This is a genomic window from Micromonospora lupini, assembly GCF_026342015.1.
Classification (GTDB): domain Bacteria; phylum Actinomycetota; class Actinomycetes; order Mycobacteriales; family Micromonosporaceae; genus Micromonospora; species Micromonospora lupini_B.
In genome coordinates this window covers 2,010,302-2,026,303 of sequence record NZ_JAPENL010000001.1, presented here as the reverse complement: position 1 = coordinate 2,026,303, position 16,002 = coordinate 2,010,302, and the positions used below count along the sequence as shown (strand labels likewise).

Genomic DNA, 16,002 nt, shown 5'->3' with positions numbered 1-16,002 from the left:
GCCCCTGTTCCCGCGCCTAGGGAGTTCCCGCGGTGATCTCCGCGTTCAGCCTTTGGACCGTGGTCACGTCGAAGATCCCGTAACCCTTTCTGTCCACCTCGACGCCCAGGTGGGTCTTGTAGAACCGGAAGACCAACCCGTAGCCGTCCGGGCACTCGAGGATCTTGTTCGATGGGCCGGTCTTCTTGCCCTGGCGTTCACACACCCGCATCATGAAGAAACCGGACCTCTCGTCGTCGCCCGAGGTCCCCGGCAGCGCGCCGAAGCCGGCCAGCATCGGGCTCGACTCGACGAACTTGAACGCATAGCCCCTTGCCAGCCGTCGCCGGACGAATCGCTTCACGTCGCCGAACGTTCTGGAGAAGCTCTTGACTGTCTGGTCGGCCGGGAAGAACACCGGGGCCGGGCCCGGGTCGACGACCCCGTAGCGCGCGAGCCACTTGTCCTCGAACTCGAGCTCGATGACCGTGTCGTCGCGGACGGCGGCTTTCTGCTTCTTGAGCCGCTTGATCACTTGCAGGAGCAGGCTCACTTCGATGTCGAAGTTGCAGCCCCAGGCGCGCATGACGCCCCGGGGATCGAAACTGGCCATGAACCGGAACAGGCGCGAGATCGAGGTAACTGTGCCGTCGGCCGGCTCACCCATGGTGACGTTGAAGTCGATCGACGCGCGTCCGTCCTTGTCGGTGGTGTCCCGGAGCTTGGGATCCCGCAACAGATTGGAGCTGTTGACGAGGATCGGCCCTTCGATCCAGCCGTGGGAGAAGAAACTCACCTCGAGGACCGAGCCGTCCGGAGCATTGTGCACCGAGCGATAGACGTCGGCGATCGACATGATGCCGCTCGTGGTGCCGTCCTGTTTGAAACGAGGTTGTTTCTTGTCCAGCTGGGTGTAGTCCGAAGCCACGTCGATGGCGCGGAACGGGCCTTTGCTCGCGAAGACCGCGGGGTCGAACGCATCGCCGGTCCCGACGGAGCTGAGCGGCTTCCAGTCCCGCTCCGCCACCGTCGTCCGCTTGACACCCTGGCCCGCGACGAACGCCCGATCAATCACCTCGATCTTGCCGGTCTCCACGGAGAAGCGCAGAAACCGCAGCGTGGTGTCCACTGTGACCAGGGCGTCCGGCTCACCCACGCTGCCGTTGATGGTCTCGATGCGTTCCCTGACCCGGCCGGTGCACATGGTCCCGAACGCGAGACCCGTCTCGCTGCCACGGCCTTCGTAGTCGTACCCGGCCACCAGGACGAAGAACTTGGTCACTGCCATCGGCGGCTCCTCCCCTCATCGGCGGTGCGGCCGGCGGAGATCTCGAGTGCCATCTTGCCCGCGGTGGTGCGGCACGAGCCATCCTGTGGCCGGTCGGATGGCCGACTCCGGCGCCGACGGCGTGGTGGAGCTCAGCGCCGAAGATCGCGAGCGATACGGCCTGCGCCCACGTCGACTGACTGACCTGCTCACGAGGACATGAGTGGCGAGATTCAATCTGACGGCTGCACGTTCATCTCGGTCATTGGATAACGGAGCGGGCCGGAGAGCTTCGACCCCAGTTGACCAAACCGCTATTCCTGCTCACGAAAAGTATTGGCGGCGTCATACCACCCTTACCTGGGTCGAGCGGCACTTCGGCTACGGGGTAGCCCGCGCCTACGCCGGACGCCCTTACCGCCGGGGACACGCCACCACTACCCAGATCAAACCCGACCTGCACGTCGTCGCCACCGCGCCGGCCGCTCTGAGAGCGGTGAACCCCAGCTATTTCTCCACGGATTTGACCACATCTAGGATTGCGGCGGCGTTGGCATCTGGCGCGAAAGTAGTTCGGCCCGGCCCTCGGCGGCCCGATGAGGGATCAGGAGCAAGGTGCAGGCGCGTTCGAACCGTGCGCCGATCTGTTCCCATCCGTCGACCGATGCGATGAGAGCGTCCTGGTCGTTGTGGTAGCGACCGTTAGCGCGGGCTATGCAGGCGGCGGCCCAATAGCTCTCCGTCGTGGCGGCCGCAGCGGCCGTCAACCGTTCGGCGGCGTCGGGTAGCCCGGCTATCACGGCCAGTTCCGCGCCAGCGGCCTGGGCATAAGCCTCATACCGCCCGCGTGGGAACGCGGCGAACGCTCGTTTCACCTTCTCCACCGCGTCAAGCTTGTCGTTGAGCTGGATCGCCACCCGGGCGTCGACGAAGGTGCCGAACGACGTCAGTCGGACCTGTGCGGCGTAGGCCGCACCGGCGACGTCGGCGGTGCGCGAACGCCACAACCTGAACCGACCCATGTCGCCCCGCAGTCCGTGTGCGAGGGCGATTGCGGCGACGGCAGGCGTGAGCCATCCCGCAGCCGGACGGCCGAGTCGCTCCCAGCCGTCCCACATTCGAGTGGCACTCCGCAGAGCCTTGTCGAATTCCCCGATCAGCACCAACGTCGGGATGAGCCGGCTGGCTGCCAGGTACGGGTGGTCACCGATGAGGTCGTCATTCTCGATAAGTCGGGCGGCTGCCATTGCCGCGCGCAGGTCACCTATGGCGATCGCATCGGTCGTCGCCACGTGGAGGGTGTCAATGATCTCCACTGCCGAGTGTGGGGCGTTGCGGTCCATCGCCTCGATCAGTTCCAGGCGTTGGCGGGTCAGTTGGTGAGCCTCCCGGCGGCGACCGGCCAGGGAGGCCGCGGTGCCGACCCCGTCGAGGCTCGCGCTGATGAGGACGGGGTCGCCTGTTGCCTTCGCGGTGGCCTCGGCGACGGCGGCCAATTCCGGGTCGGGGTTGAACTTCTCCTCGTTGGCGATCCAGACAGCGGCAGCGGCGATGCTTGCCGCGACAACCGGTTGTCGTTGGTCTCCGACGGCGATCGCGTCGTCGAGCAGGCGGCGCAGCCGATGATGCGCGATGTCCTCAGGAAACGATGCCGGGAAGCGGCCGGCCATCTCGACCGCGCGGGCCATGGCGGTGGCCTGGGCGTTGCCGTCGCCTCCCGCTGCGGACCGCTCTGCCGAAGCCAACAGCAGTTGGAAGACCTGGTCACCAGAGATGGTGTCCAGGGAGCAAGCTGCCGCGTCCCGTAGATCTCGGGCGGCCTCGATGGGAGTCGGGGCGAGTTCTGCTGCCAGTAGGTAGTGGGACAGCGAGTCCGCGATAAATCTCCGCGCGTAACTGAGGTGTCCCAGGCTCCGCGCCAACTGGTGCGCTACCGTCGTGCAGTTGTCTGGTCTGTCAATCAGCGCCACGCGCAGGTCGTCCACGATCGCGTCGAAGCCTGGACGCCAATCGCCGCCCAGTTGCGCTTCTAGTTGAGTAGCCGACGCTTTCGCCCAATTCAGGTACCGCACGCGTACGTCGGTATGTTCGGCGCTCGCCGACAGTCGGTCGGCCGCGAATGCACGTACCGTCTGCAGCATGCGCCATCGGCCCGCGCCGCCACGCTGGTGCACGATCAGGCTCTTGTCGACGAGATGCCCAAGGACGTCGGCTACGGCCCCCCGGCCGAGGTCGCCGGCAACTGCTTCGGCCGCGTCGAGGTCGAACTGGCCGAGGAAGATGGCGAGCCGGCGAAAGAGCCGCTGCTCCTCATCGGTGAGCAGTTCGTGGCTCCAGCCGATGATGGCGCTCAGGGAACGATGGCGCTCGCTGCCGCCGCGCCCGCCCGCCAGCAGGCGCAGCAGGTCGTGCAGCCCGGCGGTCAGGCCGTTCGCGCCAAGCGAGGCACTGCGGGCGGCGGCGAGCTCGATGGCCAGCGGTATGCCGTCGAGCTGGGCGCAGATTTCGGAAATCGTCGCAGGGTCGGCGGCAAACTCAGGATCCGCAGCGGTGGCGCGATCCTGGAAGAGCGCTTCGGCGTCGGAACCCAACGGCAGCGGCGCCACAGCGACAACCTGCTCGCCGGCCACCCCGAGGCGTTCGCGGCTGGTGAGAAGCAGCCGTACTCCCGGACAGGCTGCCAGAATCCGCTCCGCGAAGCCTGCCACCGCGTCAGGCAGGTGCTCGCAGTTGTCCAGGACCAGGAGGACCCGTTCCCGACCGAGGCGTTCGCAGATGACGTCTTCGAGTGCCACACCGGCACGTGCGGTCGCCCCGAATGCCGCGGCCACGGCCTGAGCGACGAAACCGTCCCGGACGGGAACCAGATCCACGAAGGCGCAGCCAGCCGGAAATGCCGGAGCGGCGCTTTCCGCGATGACCGCCGCCAGGCGGGTCTTGCCGACGCCACCGGGACCGAGGAGTGTGATGAGGCGGTTGTGTGCCAACTGCCGGAGAACATCGTCGTGCTCCTGACCGCGGCCCACGAAGGTGGTGGCCACGCGCGGCAGCCCGACCACCCGGGGCGCTGGCGACGCGGGTTCGGGCTCGGACCGGAGGATCTCGGTCGCGGCGGCCGGAACGGGCGTCGTTCGGCCGGGCGAGATGGGTTCGACCACGGCGCGTGTCGTCCGGGCACGTTGGGCCAGCGTCGCCAGGTCGCGGCGAGTCTGGGCACCCAGCTTGCGAAGGAGCGACGCGACGTGACTCTCCACAGTGCGCACCGAGAGGTGAAAGTCGGCCGCTATCTCGGCGTTCGACAAACGGTCCGCGAGCGCGTCGAGAACCTCGGCCTCGCGCGCGGTTATCGCGGGGACAGGTGGCGTCTGCACCGCATCATCATGACGGACGTCTACCGAGATTTCGGTCCTGACGCCCAGCAGGGCGCGGGCTCGTCAGCCCGCGTCCTGCTGCTCGGGAGTTGGCGGGTGTGCTGCCCGAGACGGCCACCTGCCTTCAGTCGACGAGGAACTCGGCGAGCGTCGGTGCGATGGCGGCGGCGTCGACGTTGTGTGGTTGGCCGGACAGGGTGGCTCGTCGCACGTTGGGGACGACGTCTGCCAGAGCGCCAGCGGCCGCAGTGAGCCACGGGGTGGTTCCGCCATCGACCACCAGGGTTGGTACCGGCACGTTAGCGATTCGTTCGGCGGGTAGGGAGAAGTCGCCGGTGATCATCGCGTCGTACACGAGGGTGTGTGCGACAGCTTCGGTGTCTTTCCAGAACGGCATTTGACGCATCGGGGTGACATGCTCGGCGGGCATGCCGACTGCTGTGGTGAAGAACAGTTCGACCATGTCTCCTCGGCGGTTCTCGGCGAGCAGGTCGACGAGCTGCTGCTGGTAGTCGGCGGGCACCGGAGCGCGGCTGTCGTCGACGATGTACGGAGGTTCCCAGACCGCCAGCCTGTTGATGGCGAGCCCACGCGCGGCCGCCTCCAGGGCGATCATGCCGCCGCCTGACGTGCCGTACATGTGGACGGCCTGGCCGGCCTCGTGGATAAGCGCTTCGAGGTCTTCGTACTCACGGCTGACGGCGTACGGTCTGGTATCGCCGCTGCCGCCGTGTCCGCGCCGGTCGTAGTTGAACACCGTGAAGTTCGGAGCCAGCAATTCGACCAGTTGGTTGTTGGCGGATCGATCGGTTGGTCCACCGCCGACGATGATGAGTGCGGGGCCCTGTCCCACTCGGTCGAAGGCGATGCTGGTTCCGTCGGCTGAGATTGTCCTGCTCACGTTGTTGTCTCCTTGACGTCGGATTGCCTGGAATGAGCCTGGACGTCGGCGGGGTCGATGGCATCCGTGGTCACCACGGAGATCGGTCTGGGTGCTCCCCAGCCCCGTAGGCGGCGGGTTCCGTGGTCCGTACGGATGACCCGGATCCGTCGCCGGACGAGGCTTGGGTGGCGAACCTCAGCCAATTCGATGATCGTTGTCGACCTAAGGAGCAGTCCATGAACCAGACCCTGGCGCCGGCCCGGATCCGGACGTTCTTCCCCGCCACGTCTTCGAGAGGCGCCCGCGTCCTGCTGTCGTACGGGGCCCTCGCTGGCCCGTTGTACGTCGTGGTCGCCACGGCCCAGGCGATCCTCCGCGACGGCTTCGACATCCGGCAGCACGCGGTGAGCCTTCTGAGTAATGGCGCCCTGGGGTGGATCCAGGTCACCAACTTCCTGCTCGCCGGTGTGCTCACCATCCTCGGCGCGGTCGGAGTCCGCGACTGCCTACGCGGGAAGCCGGGCGGCCGGTGGGCACCACGCCTCATCGCGCTCTACGGGGTGAGCTTCATCGGTGCCGCCGCATTCACCGCCGACCCGTCCTTCGGGTTTCCCGCCGGTACGCCCGATGGACCTGGTCCGGTCAGTTGGCACGGTCTGCTGCATCTGCTGTGCGGTTTCGTGGGCTTCGTGGGCTTCGTCGTCGCCTGCTTCGTCATGGCCCGTCATTTCAGCCGGGGCGGACACCGCGGCTGGGCAGTCCTCAGCCGTTGCATGGGTGTCTTCTTTCTGGCCGCGTTCGTCGGCATCGCCTCGGGAGCCGGCAAGGCACCCGTCAACATCGCCTTCACCGCCGCGATAGGACTCGGTTGGCTCTGGCTGACGGCCGTCACGCTGCGACTGCGGCGCGACACGCTCGGCGGCTGAGGCATCCCTACCGTCGTCGGGGTCGCTCAGGACCGGGCTCGGACAAGCCGGCTTCTGGGCGATGCCGGCGAAGCCAACCCCGTATGCCGCTGGTGACGTTGCGCCAGACCCGTGCGCCCGGTGGGCCACCAACGGGCGAACGGTCCGAGTGTGGGTCAGTGCCTGCTCAGCGGATGCGGTCGGCGAGGTTCCTCGCCCACTCGTCGAACGCCTCGTCGGATTCGCAGGGGCTGTGTCCCTTGACCGCTGGTGGAAAGAGGTCGCCAGCCGGAGCGATGACGTCGTGTGGGTCGCGAAGCCGTCGGTCCACAGTCGCCTCCCGGCCGGCTGCGCCGGGTGCCTCGTCGGTTCGCGGCGGGGGGAAAACGCGGCCGCCGATGGGGTCGGTGTCCCGCCACAGGTTCACCCACCGCCAGTCGACGCGGTCGGCGACCTCGTGAATCACCTCGTCGTTGACGTACGCGGGGAAGAGCCGTGCGTACAACCGGCGAAGGGGCGAGCCGTGGGTCAGCAGGGCAATCCGTTCGGTGACCCGTGGCGGCAGCTGAAGCACTGTCGCGGCGAGCAGGACGGAGCCGTGGCTGTGTCCGCTGAGCACCACCGTATTGCCGGAATCGACGAGGTGGGTGATTCGGCAGGTCAGTTCGGGAACGGCCCGTTCGGCGTAGCAGGGGGGTGCGAACGGGTGCGCGGCTCTGGGCCAGAATGTGCCCAGATCCCACAGCACGCCCACGTACCGGCGGAATCCGGGGGTGCGGTGGGCGAAGATCCCGCCGATGACCAGTCCGACGATGATCGCGGCGATCAGGTAGCTGCCGACACCGATGCCGAAGTCCACGAAGCTGGCCGGCAGTCCCACGTACCGCTGGATCAGGTCGCCCGGAGGTGTCGGCAGCAGGCCGAGCGCGACCATCGTCATGCCGATTCCGGCCAGGCAGGCGTAGAGCACCGCGAGCGGCACCAGCCGCTCGGTGAACCGGGCGTGCGCGATGGCCTTGCGCACCTGCCGCAGCCGTGGCCCGGCATCGTTCGGCGCGTCCGGGAAGTCACGAGCGACTATCGACGCCGCGGCGCGTTTCCGTCCCGGTCGGGACACCAGCGATGCCACGCCGGCGACGACAAGCGTCGCCAGCACCGCAAGCGTGAAGCCGAGAATCGCCCAGATGCAGGCACGCGGAGGGCTGGTGACGAGCGCCTCAGCGGTCGGTGCGCCTCTGTTCAGGACATCGGACACCCGATAGGCGAGTTCGGCGGAGAAGGTGAGCGCCAGGCTGATCGCGGCGACGGACGCCGCCAGGGCGCCGAACCCGAGCGACAGCGCTCCGTCCGGCTGTCGATCCCGGTGCCAGAACAGCACCGCCCCCAGGGCAGCCAGCAACACCGCCTGGCCGATGAACAGCCCGACGACTGTCAGGTTGTAGCCGGGTAGCCCGTTGCGCTCCGGCCAGGAGGCGGAGCTGAACAGAACGTGGATCCAGACCAGCACGGTCAGGCCGAGGGCGATCGTGCGCAGCACGCTGACCAGGCGGTCGAGCCGCCTGTCCGCGGGCGCTGTCAGGGGTGGAGTGCAGAGCAGGATCGCACACGTGATCAGCAGAAGCCCGGCACCCGCCGTCAGCGCGACGGTGCCGATCGAGAGACCCTGAGCGGCCCGGGCGCCGAGCAGGCTGAGGTCCAGCGTGGCGAAGGCCGCCGCGACGTGAATCGAGCGCAGTCGGCCGACCAGCGGCTCGTTGTCCCAGCGGCCGACGGCGGTGAGCCGGTGCGCCGACAAGGTCTGGTTGGCGGCACCGGAGACGGAGAACGGAAGTGTCGGGCGAGCGCTGAGCCCCCACAGCAGACCGATTGCCGCAGCCGGAGCGAGCGCGAGCACCGCGAGGCGCAGTCCCGCCGGACGGCCCCCGAGCCAGGAGAGCCAACTGCGTCCGGCCAGACATTCGGGCGAGGACATGCACTTCCACGCGATCACGTCAAGCGCGATCCCGACGATGCTCAGCACGTACATCCCGGTGAGGGTGAGTGCCAACAACCGGCACAGCGCCTTGATCACCGGGTCGGAGCGCGCACCGGCCGGACGCATCCAGATGGCGAGGTTGATCAGCATGAAGGGCAGCAGGATCACCATCGACAGGGTTCGCGCCGCGGTGCCAGCAGGCAGGTTGTTCCAGCGGTACGCCTCCAGCGTCACGCCGTCCGCGTCGCCACCCTCGTGGTTACCCGGGCGGGGTCGGTAGAAGCCGCCGCGGTGGTCACCTGCCACCTGTTGCACGTGCGGTCGATCCAGCAGGTCGTCCGGGCCGATGGCGGACACCCCGTGCACCCGAAGCTGCACCAGGCCGCCAGCCCCAGCGCGCCCGCCCGCCCCTCGCTGATCCATCCGGTACCGGCCCCCCGGCGTGTACGCGGCGCACACCGACCCGCTCGGCTGATCCGACGGCGCCCGCATGGCGCAGCGGGCGTACCCCGTGCAGGGAGGAACAACCGTGAGCTGTGGGTGGGCGTGCCGGCGGCCAGCGCGGAATCACCGCCGGTCGCGGGGGTGGCGGACGCGCGCAGCGGAAAGAAGGGATCGCGACGACTTTCGAAAGGTGTGTGGTCCACGGGCATTCTTTCGGGTATCGACTCGACGACCTCCCGAGCGTGGTACCAATACTCGGACAGGCGAAGCCGGCAGAAATGGGCGGCCCATGTCGACAAGGGCAGCAGCGCTGCTGCGAAAGCCGGGGCAACCGCAGCGACCAAGTCTGCTGGAACTCTTCTTCGACCTGGTTTTCGTCTTTGCTCTCAATCGGGTCTCACAGCGACTGGTCGAGGAACTCACCGAGCGGCGGGTCGTCCTCGTCGAGGCCGGCGAGACGCTGCTGTTGCTGCTGGCCTTCATGGTGCTGTGGTTCGTCACGGCGTGGGTCACCGATCTCTACGATCCGCAGAGGCCGCAGCTCCAATTGCTGGTCTACACGGCCATGCTCGGCGCGCTGGTGATGGCGGTCGCGGTGCCGCACGCGTTCGGTGACAGCGGTCTGGCCTTCGCCAGCGCGTACGTCGGGGTCCACATCATCCGTGGGCTGATCATCGTGCCGATCCTGCGCGGCCACGAGGCGCAACGTCGGGCGGCCGGGGTGTTCTTCTGGTTCACGTTGTCGGCCGTACCGTGGATCGCCGGCGCGATCGGGACGGGCCTGGCCCGCGGGCTGTTGTGGACGCTCGCGATCGCCATCGACTGCGCGGCACTGCTGCTGTTCTATCCCGCGCCGTGGTCCCGTCCGACCCAACAGCAGTGGCCGGTCCTGGCCGAGTATCTGTCCGAGCGCTACCGACAATTCTTCATCATCGCTCTCGGCGAACTGATTCTGACGACCGGCTCGGCCTACAGCGACACATCCTTCCGGCACGTCGGCGCCGCGGCGGCCTTCGCGGTCGCATTCATTACCACCGTGCTGCTGTTCCGCGTCTACCTCTTCCGGGCGGGCCAGCTGTTGCCCGAAGCGATCAAAGCTGCCGCTGAGCCTGCTCACCTCATTCGGCAGGCGTTCCTCGCCCACGTCCTCATGGTGGCCGGAATCGTCGCCGTCGCCGTCGGATACGAAATCGTGATCGAACACCCGTTCGGGCACACCAACGCGGCGTGGATTCTCGTTGTCCTCGGCGGACCGATGCTGTTCCTGATCGGACGAGCCCTGGTGGAACGAGCGGTGTTCGACCGGGTGTCGCATTCACGGATCCTCGGCGCGATCGCGCTCGCCGCCGCCTCGCCAGTCATGATGTTCCTGCCGCCGTTGGCCGTGGCCGTCACCACAGTCGTCGTCCTCGCCGGCATCGCCGCCACCGACGCCATCCACGCCAGGGGAAGACCGCCCGAACGGCCGCACCCGCCCAATCTGCGACAGTGAACGCAGACACGCCGCGGCCGGCGCAAGGGTCCGTCGCCTGACCCACACGAACGTGCGGGGTGGTCGCGGCCGACGTGGTCAGCGCGGTGGGGGAGGCAGCGTCGGGCTGTCGAGCCAGGCGGCGAACAGATCGTCCAGGGGCTCGCGGGCGAAGCGCTGAGCGTGCAGCCTGAACTGCCCGGTCGTCACCGTCGCGTGTGAGTGCTCGGCGACCCAGGCTCGCAGCAGCGCGAAGAACGACTCGTCGCCTACCCTCTTGCGCAGGGCGTGCACAGTCAGCGCGCCGCGCTTGTAGACAAGCGGATCGAACATCCGCTCGACGCCGGGATCCGCGACGACGACGTGGCGCGGGCGAGCCGCGACCCACGCGTACCACCGCGTGGCCAGGGCGTCCGTCGGCAGGTCGCCGCAGACGCCTGACCACAGCCACTCGGCGTACGTGGCGAAGCCCTCGTTGAGCCAGATGTGCCGCCAGTCGGCCACCGTGAGGCTGTTGCCGAACCACTGGTGGGCCAGCTCGTGCACGACGAGCCGCTCGTGAGTGCGCCGCCCGTCGACGTGGTTTCTTCCGAAGACCGCCATGCCCTGCGCTTCGACGGGATCGTCCAGGTCGTCGTCGGCGACCACGACCACGTACTGCTTGAAGGGGTACGGCCCGAAGAGCCGCTGCAGCGCCGACATGATCTCGCCGTGGCGGGCGAAGTCGTGGGCGGCGTTCCTGCGCAGCGCGGGCGGAATCGCCGCGCGCTGCACCACGTCACCAACCCCCAGATCCACCACCTCGTAGCGTCCGATCTGGACGCTCATCAGGTACGGCGAGGTGGGCTCGCGGCGCTCGTACACCCACGTCGTGCCGCCCGCGCCACGGCGCTGGAGCACCGGATCACCAGTCACCAGCACCGTGTACGGGGAGGAGGTCGTGACCGCCACGCGGAAGGTGGCCTTGGCGCCGGGCTGGTCGTCACACGGGAACCACGACGGCGATCCGTTCGGCTGGCTGGCCACGAGCACCCCGTCGGTGAGTTCCTCCCACCCCAGCTCGCCCCACCGGCCGGAGATGGGCACCGGCTTTCCCGCGTACCGGATCTCCACCCGGAAGGTGTCCCCGGCGCCGATCGGCCGCTCGGGTTTGATCTGCAGCTTGTCCGGCCGGTGCAGGTACTTCGCCGGGCGCCCGTCCACCCGGACGTCCTGCACGCGCAGCCGACCGAGATCGAGGGTGAACCGGGAGAGCGACTGCACCGCCGCCGCGGTGATGTCCGCCCGGCCAGCGAGCCTGTTCGACACGACCCGGTAGTCGAGGTCCAGGTCGTAGTGCAGCACCCGGTAGCCGCCGTTGCCGTGCTCGGGCAGGTAGGAGTCGCCGGAGTGGGCGGCGCCTGGCGTTGCGCCGCTCGACGCCGACACGTTCGGATTCATGCCGACCGTGCCGCTGGCGCCGACCAGGTGGTGATCGGATTGCCCCACCACCGGCTGTCGCACGGCACAGCGTCGCCGCGGGTCACCAGCGAACCGGGCCCGACTGTGGTCCGCGCGCCGATGCTCGCGCCCGGCAGGACGATGCCGTGCGGGCCCAGCGCGGCGCCCACGCCCAGTGTCACCTCGTCCATGCTCATCACCCGATCATGGAACAGGTGGGTCTGCACCACACAACCGCGGTTCACAGTCGCGCCGTCGCCGAGTCGCACCAGGTCGTACTCGGGCAGCCAGTAGGTTTCCAGCCAGACGCCCCGGCCGATCTTCGCGCCGAGCGTGCGCAGCCACGCCGTGAGCAGTGGCGTGCCGGTGGCGAAGCGCACCAGCCACGGCGCGGCGAGGACCTCGACGAACGTGTCCGCGAGTTCGTTGCGCCAGACGAAGGAGGTCCACAGCGCGCGCTCGGCGACCCGGAAGCGCCCGACCAGCAGCCACTTCGCGGCCGTCGCGGCGGCGGCGGCGACGATCGCGGCGCCCAGCAGCACCGGCCCGGCGGTAAACGCGGCCGCCCACCACCCGGCGGTCCGCCAGACGAGCGCGAGTACGGCCAGGACGCCGATCGCCAGGGCACCGGCGCACATCACCGGAACGATCCGGCACAGCTCGATCGCGGCCCGGGCCAGCTTCAGCCGGAATGGCGGGTCGAAGGTGCGGCTGGTGTCGGCTGCTTCCACAGTCCGGCGCAGCGGCATCGGCGGTGCGCCGAGCCACGACGACCCCTTCTTCGCCTTGAACGGCGCCGACGACAACACCCCGACCAGGCCCCGCTTCGGCACCGACCGCCCGGGCGCCGCCATTCCCGAATTGCCGAGGAACGCCTGCTTACCGATGCGGGCCGGGGCTACCCGCAACCACCCGTGGCTCAGCTCGTACGTCGCGACCATTGTGTCGTCGGCCAGGAAGGCCCCGTCGGCGACAGTTGTCATCGCCGGCAGTGCGAGCACCGTGGATGCCTCCACCCCGCGCCCCACCGTGGCGCCCAGCAGTCGAAGCCACACCGGCGTGAAGAGGCTGGCGTAGAGCGGGAACAGCCCGACCCTGGCCATCCCCATCAACCGCTCGGTCGTCCACACCTGCCACGCCACCCGCCCCTGCACCTGGTGGTATCCGGCGCGCAGGCCGACGCTGAGCGCCCGGACGGCCCCGAGTACCAGCAGCGCGTAGCCCACGACGTAGGCGACGGTCGCCACCGCGACGGCGGCAAGCACCGCGCCGACCGCTGGTCGGACGGCAAGCGTCCACCCGATCAGGGCGAGTGCCGGCAGGGCGGCCACGACCGGGACCAGCCCCAACAACTGGGCTGTCATCGCGTACGCGAGCGGCCAGAGGCGTGCACCCATCCGCGATCGTGGGGGACGCTGCCCGGGCCACCCGTCTGAATCCTTGGCTACTGCTGCCGCGGCAGGTGAGCCGGCCCAGTGCTGGTTGGCCGGCACGGCGCCGGCCACCGTCGAGCCCGCGGCGACGCGCGCGCCCCTGCCGATCCGAGCGCCAGGCATCAGGGTGCTGCGGGACCCGACCCGGGCGTCGGCGCCGACGCGAACCCTGCCGATGCGGACGACATCGCCGTCGACCCAGTGGCCGGACAGATCGACCTCCGGTTCGATCGCCGCGCCGCGCCCGAGCTTCAGCAGGCCGGTCACCGGCGGCGCGGAGTGCAGGTCGACGTCGGCCCCGACCTGCGCGCCGAGGGCCCGGGCGTACGTGATCATCCAGGATGCCCCGGCGACGCTTGTCGCACCGGTCAGCTCGGCGAGGCGTTCGGCGGCCCACAGCCGCAGGTGCACGCCGCCACCGCGTGGGTAGCTGCCGGGGCGTACCCCGCGCAGTAGTAGTCGCGCTCCGGTGGCGGCCACTGCGATCCGGCCGAGCGGGCTGAACAGCACAAGCCAGCCCAGCGCCACCCACCACCAGGACACGACAGGTGCCCAGGGCGCCGGCGCGAGCAGGGCGAGGACGTTGCCCAGGGCGGCCAGGACTGTCAGCCAGCGCAGCCCGACCAGCGCCAGCATCGGCACCACCATCGCGGCCTGGATCAACCCGGCACGCCTCGGCGTCGGCCGGACCTCCCGGCGCGTCGCCGCCGTGGTGTCGAGCGCGTCGAGCACCGCCGCGAGCCGCGACAGTTTCGGGTGCAGGTAGATGTCGGCCACCGACACCCGCGGGTGCCGGCGCCGGATCCACGCCACAAGTTGCGCCGCGTTCAGGCTCCCGCCGCCGTGATTGAAGAAGTCCGCATCGGCCTCGGTGGGACGTACGCCAAGGATCTCCGCCCAACCACCGGCGAGCCATTCCTCCGTCGCGGTCAGGTCACCCGCGGTGTCCTGGGGGGTGGCCAGCGGCCACGGCAGCGCGGCCCGATCCACCTTGCCCGACGTCCGGGTCGGCAGCGCATCCACCACGGCCAGCAGCGGCACGAGCGCGGCCGGCAGTTGCTCACGGATCCGCAGCGCCGCCGACGCCGCGTCGAAGGTGACGCCGTCGTGCGGAACCACGTACCCCACCAGTAGTTGGTTGCCCGCGGCGGTGCGCTGCACCGCCGCGGCGGCGCCGGCGACGTCGGGCAGCGCCTGCAGCGCGGCGTCGATCTCACCCAGCTCGATGCGGCGTCCGCCGAGTTTCACCTGTTCGTCACCGCGGCCGACGAACAGGAGCCCTTCGGGCTCCGCCCGGACGATGTCACCGCTGCGGTACGCCCGCTGCCAGCCGAGCGAGGGCAGCGCCGCGAACTTCTCGGCGTCCTTGCCCGGGTCCAGGTAGCGGGCGAGTCCCACCCCGCCGATGACCAGCTCGCCGGTCTCGCCCATCGCCACCGGAGCGCCTGACCCGTCGACAACGGCGAGCTCCCAGCCGGCCAGCGGCAGCCCGATGCGGACCGGTCCCTCGCCTGTCATCCGCGCGGCGCAGGCGACCACTGTCGCCTCGGTCGGCCCGTAGGTGTTCCAGACCTCGCGGCCCTCGACGGCCAGGCGCTGCGCCAGCTCCGGTGGGCAGGCCTCGCCACCGAAGATCAGCAGCCGGACCTCCTCCAGCGCCTCGACCGGCCACAGCGCGGCAAGCGTCGGGACCGTCGACACCACCGAGATGCGCTGCTCGGCCAGCCAGGGACCGAGGTCGACGCCGCTGCGGACCAGCGACCGCGCGGCCGGCACCAGACACGCGCCGTGCCGCCACGCCAGCCACATCTCCTCGCAGGACGCGTCGAAGGCCACCGACAGCCCGGCCAGGACCCGGTCCTGCGGGCCGATCGCCTCGCTTGCCTCGTCGGCGAGGAACAACCGCGCCTCGGCGTCCACGAAAGCCGCAGCCGCGCCGTGGCTGACCGCCACACCCTTCGGGGTGCCCGTCGAGCCGGAGGTGAAGATGATCCAGGCGTCGTCGGCCGGGCCGGGCCTACCGACCCGACCCACGGGGGTACGACGCAGCGACACCGCCAGGCCGTCACCAAGCACTGCGACGACCCCCGCCTCGGCGAAGACGAGTTCGGCGCGTTCCTCGGGATCGTCCGCGTCGACAGGCACGTAGGCAGCACCCGCCGCGAGAACGCCGAGGATCGCCAGGTACAGCTCGGCCGTACCGGATGAGATCCGGACGCCCACGCGGTCGCCGACACCGATGCCGTGCCCGGCAAGCGTCCTGCGGACGGCCTCGACCTCACCGGCCAGGTCGCGGTACGTCAGCGCGGTGGCACCGCTGTCGAGCGCACAGGCGTCTCCGTGCGCGCCCGCGGAGTCGTCGAGAATGTCGACAAGCGTGCGGCGGGCCGGGGCCGAGGCGGATCGGAACACCGCAGGGATCGTCGGTGCGGCAGCTGACGGCGGTAGCGCGACCACCTGGGGTTCACTCGTCACGGGCACCCGGCGTTCACCATTTTCGTCTCGCGGATCGGCGTCGACCAGGCATGCCGTCTGCGGATCGGCCCTGGGCAGCCCTCAACGCTACGTCGCACCCGGCCGCAGGCGACGGGTTCGTGTCCACCACCACACGGACTCGTTGCGGGAACGTCGATCGGCGCGACATGCCGCCGGCCGAGCACACTCGGGTACAGCGTTGGCCGGTGGGCCGTGGTGTTCACCAGGGTGAACGCGCCCGTGATCAAGGTCCTTCCGAGCGCCTGCCGGTGTTCATCCGCAAGACCCCAGGGAGCCCTTCACGAGTCAGGCCATCGCCATCCGCACACATCGCCCGTGGGGAAGGGTCCACTGTGGCA

The 16,002-nt window shown here is 69.4% G+C and carries 8 protein-coding genes; 2 read left to right on the top strand and 6 right to left on the bottom strand.

What is annotated here, in order from left to right; translation table 11 throughout:
- Positions 1-16: 16 nt before the first annotated feature.
- The 3 genes from OOJ91_RS08865 to OOJ91_RS08855 all read right to left on the bottom strand — a co-directional run bounded on the left by OOJ91_RS08865 (position 17) and on the right by OOJ91_RS08855 (position 5,518).
- Positions 17-1,267, bottom strand: coding sequence for a hypothetical protein (locus OOJ91_RS08865; RefSeq protein WP_266244159.1), 1,251 nt, complete (start codon positions 1,265-1,267; stop codon positions 17-19).
- A 512-nt stretch (positions 1,268-1,779) separates the two neighbouring features.
- Positions 1,780-4,617, bottom strand: coding sequence for an ATP-binding protein (locus OOJ91_RS08860; protein WP_266244158.1), 2,838 nt, complete (start codon positions 4,615-4,617; stop codon positions 1,780-1,782).
- A 124-nt stretch (positions 4,618-4,741) separates the two neighbouring features.
- On the bottom strand, positions 4,742-5,518 hold the full coding sequence (locus OOJ91_RS08855; protein ID WP_266244157.1) for an alpha/beta fold hydrolase: 777 nt from the start codon (positions 5,516-5,518) through the stop codon (positions 4,742-4,744).
- 218 nt (positions 5,519-5,736) lie between these two features.
- Here OOJ91_RS08855 and OOJ91_RS08850 point away from each other — a divergent pair, with 218 nt between their 5' ends.
- A complete protein-coding gene (locus OOJ91_RS08850; protein ID WP_266244156.1) occupies positions 5,737-6,426 on the top strand; it encodes a DUF998 domain-containing protein in 690 nt (229 codons plus the stop codon).
- Positions 6,427-6,592: 166 nt separating this feature from the next.
- On the opposite strand, the gene OOJ91_RS08845 is transcribed toward OOJ91_RS08850, so the two are convergent.
- Positions 6,593-8,737: a hypothetical protein gene (locus OOJ91_RS08845; RefSeq protein WP_266244155.1), complete on the bottom strand. Its 2,145-nt coding sequence runs from the start codon at positions 8,735-8,737 to the stop codon at positions 6,593-6,595.
- Positions 8,738-9,014: 277 nt separating this feature from the next.
- Between OOJ91_RS08845 and OOJ91_RS08840 the strand changes: the two genes are divergently transcribed.
- Positions 9,015-10,316: a low temperature requirement protein A gene (locus OOJ91_RS08840; protein WP_266244154.1), complete on the top strand. Its 1,302-nt coding sequence runs from the start codon at positions 9,015-9,017 to the stop codon at positions 10,314-10,316.
- Positions 10,317-10,394: 78 nt separating this feature from the next.
- On the opposite strand, the gene OOJ91_RS08835 is transcribed toward OOJ91_RS08840, so the two are convergent.
- Together OOJ91_RS08835 and OOJ91_RS08830 are read right to left on the bottom strand one after the other, a co-directional pair.
- Positions 10,395-11,735 carry a M1 family metallopeptidase gene (locus OOJ91_RS08835; protein ID WP_266245316.1) on the bottom strand — a complete coding sequence of 447 codons (1,341 nt, stop codon included), beginning with the start codon at positions 11,733-11,735 and terminating at the stop codon, positions 10,395-10,397.
- On the bottom strand, positions 11,732-15,643 hold the full coding sequence (locus OOJ91_RS08830) for a Pls/PosA family non-ribosomal peptide synthetase (protein WP_439117032.1): 3,912 nt from the start codon (positions 15,641-15,643) through the stop codon (positions 11,732-11,734). The genes OOJ91_RS08835 and OOJ91_RS08830 overlap by 4 nt, the downstream gene beginning before the upstream one ends.
- Between the last annotated feature and the right edge of the window lie 359 nt (positions 15,644-16,002).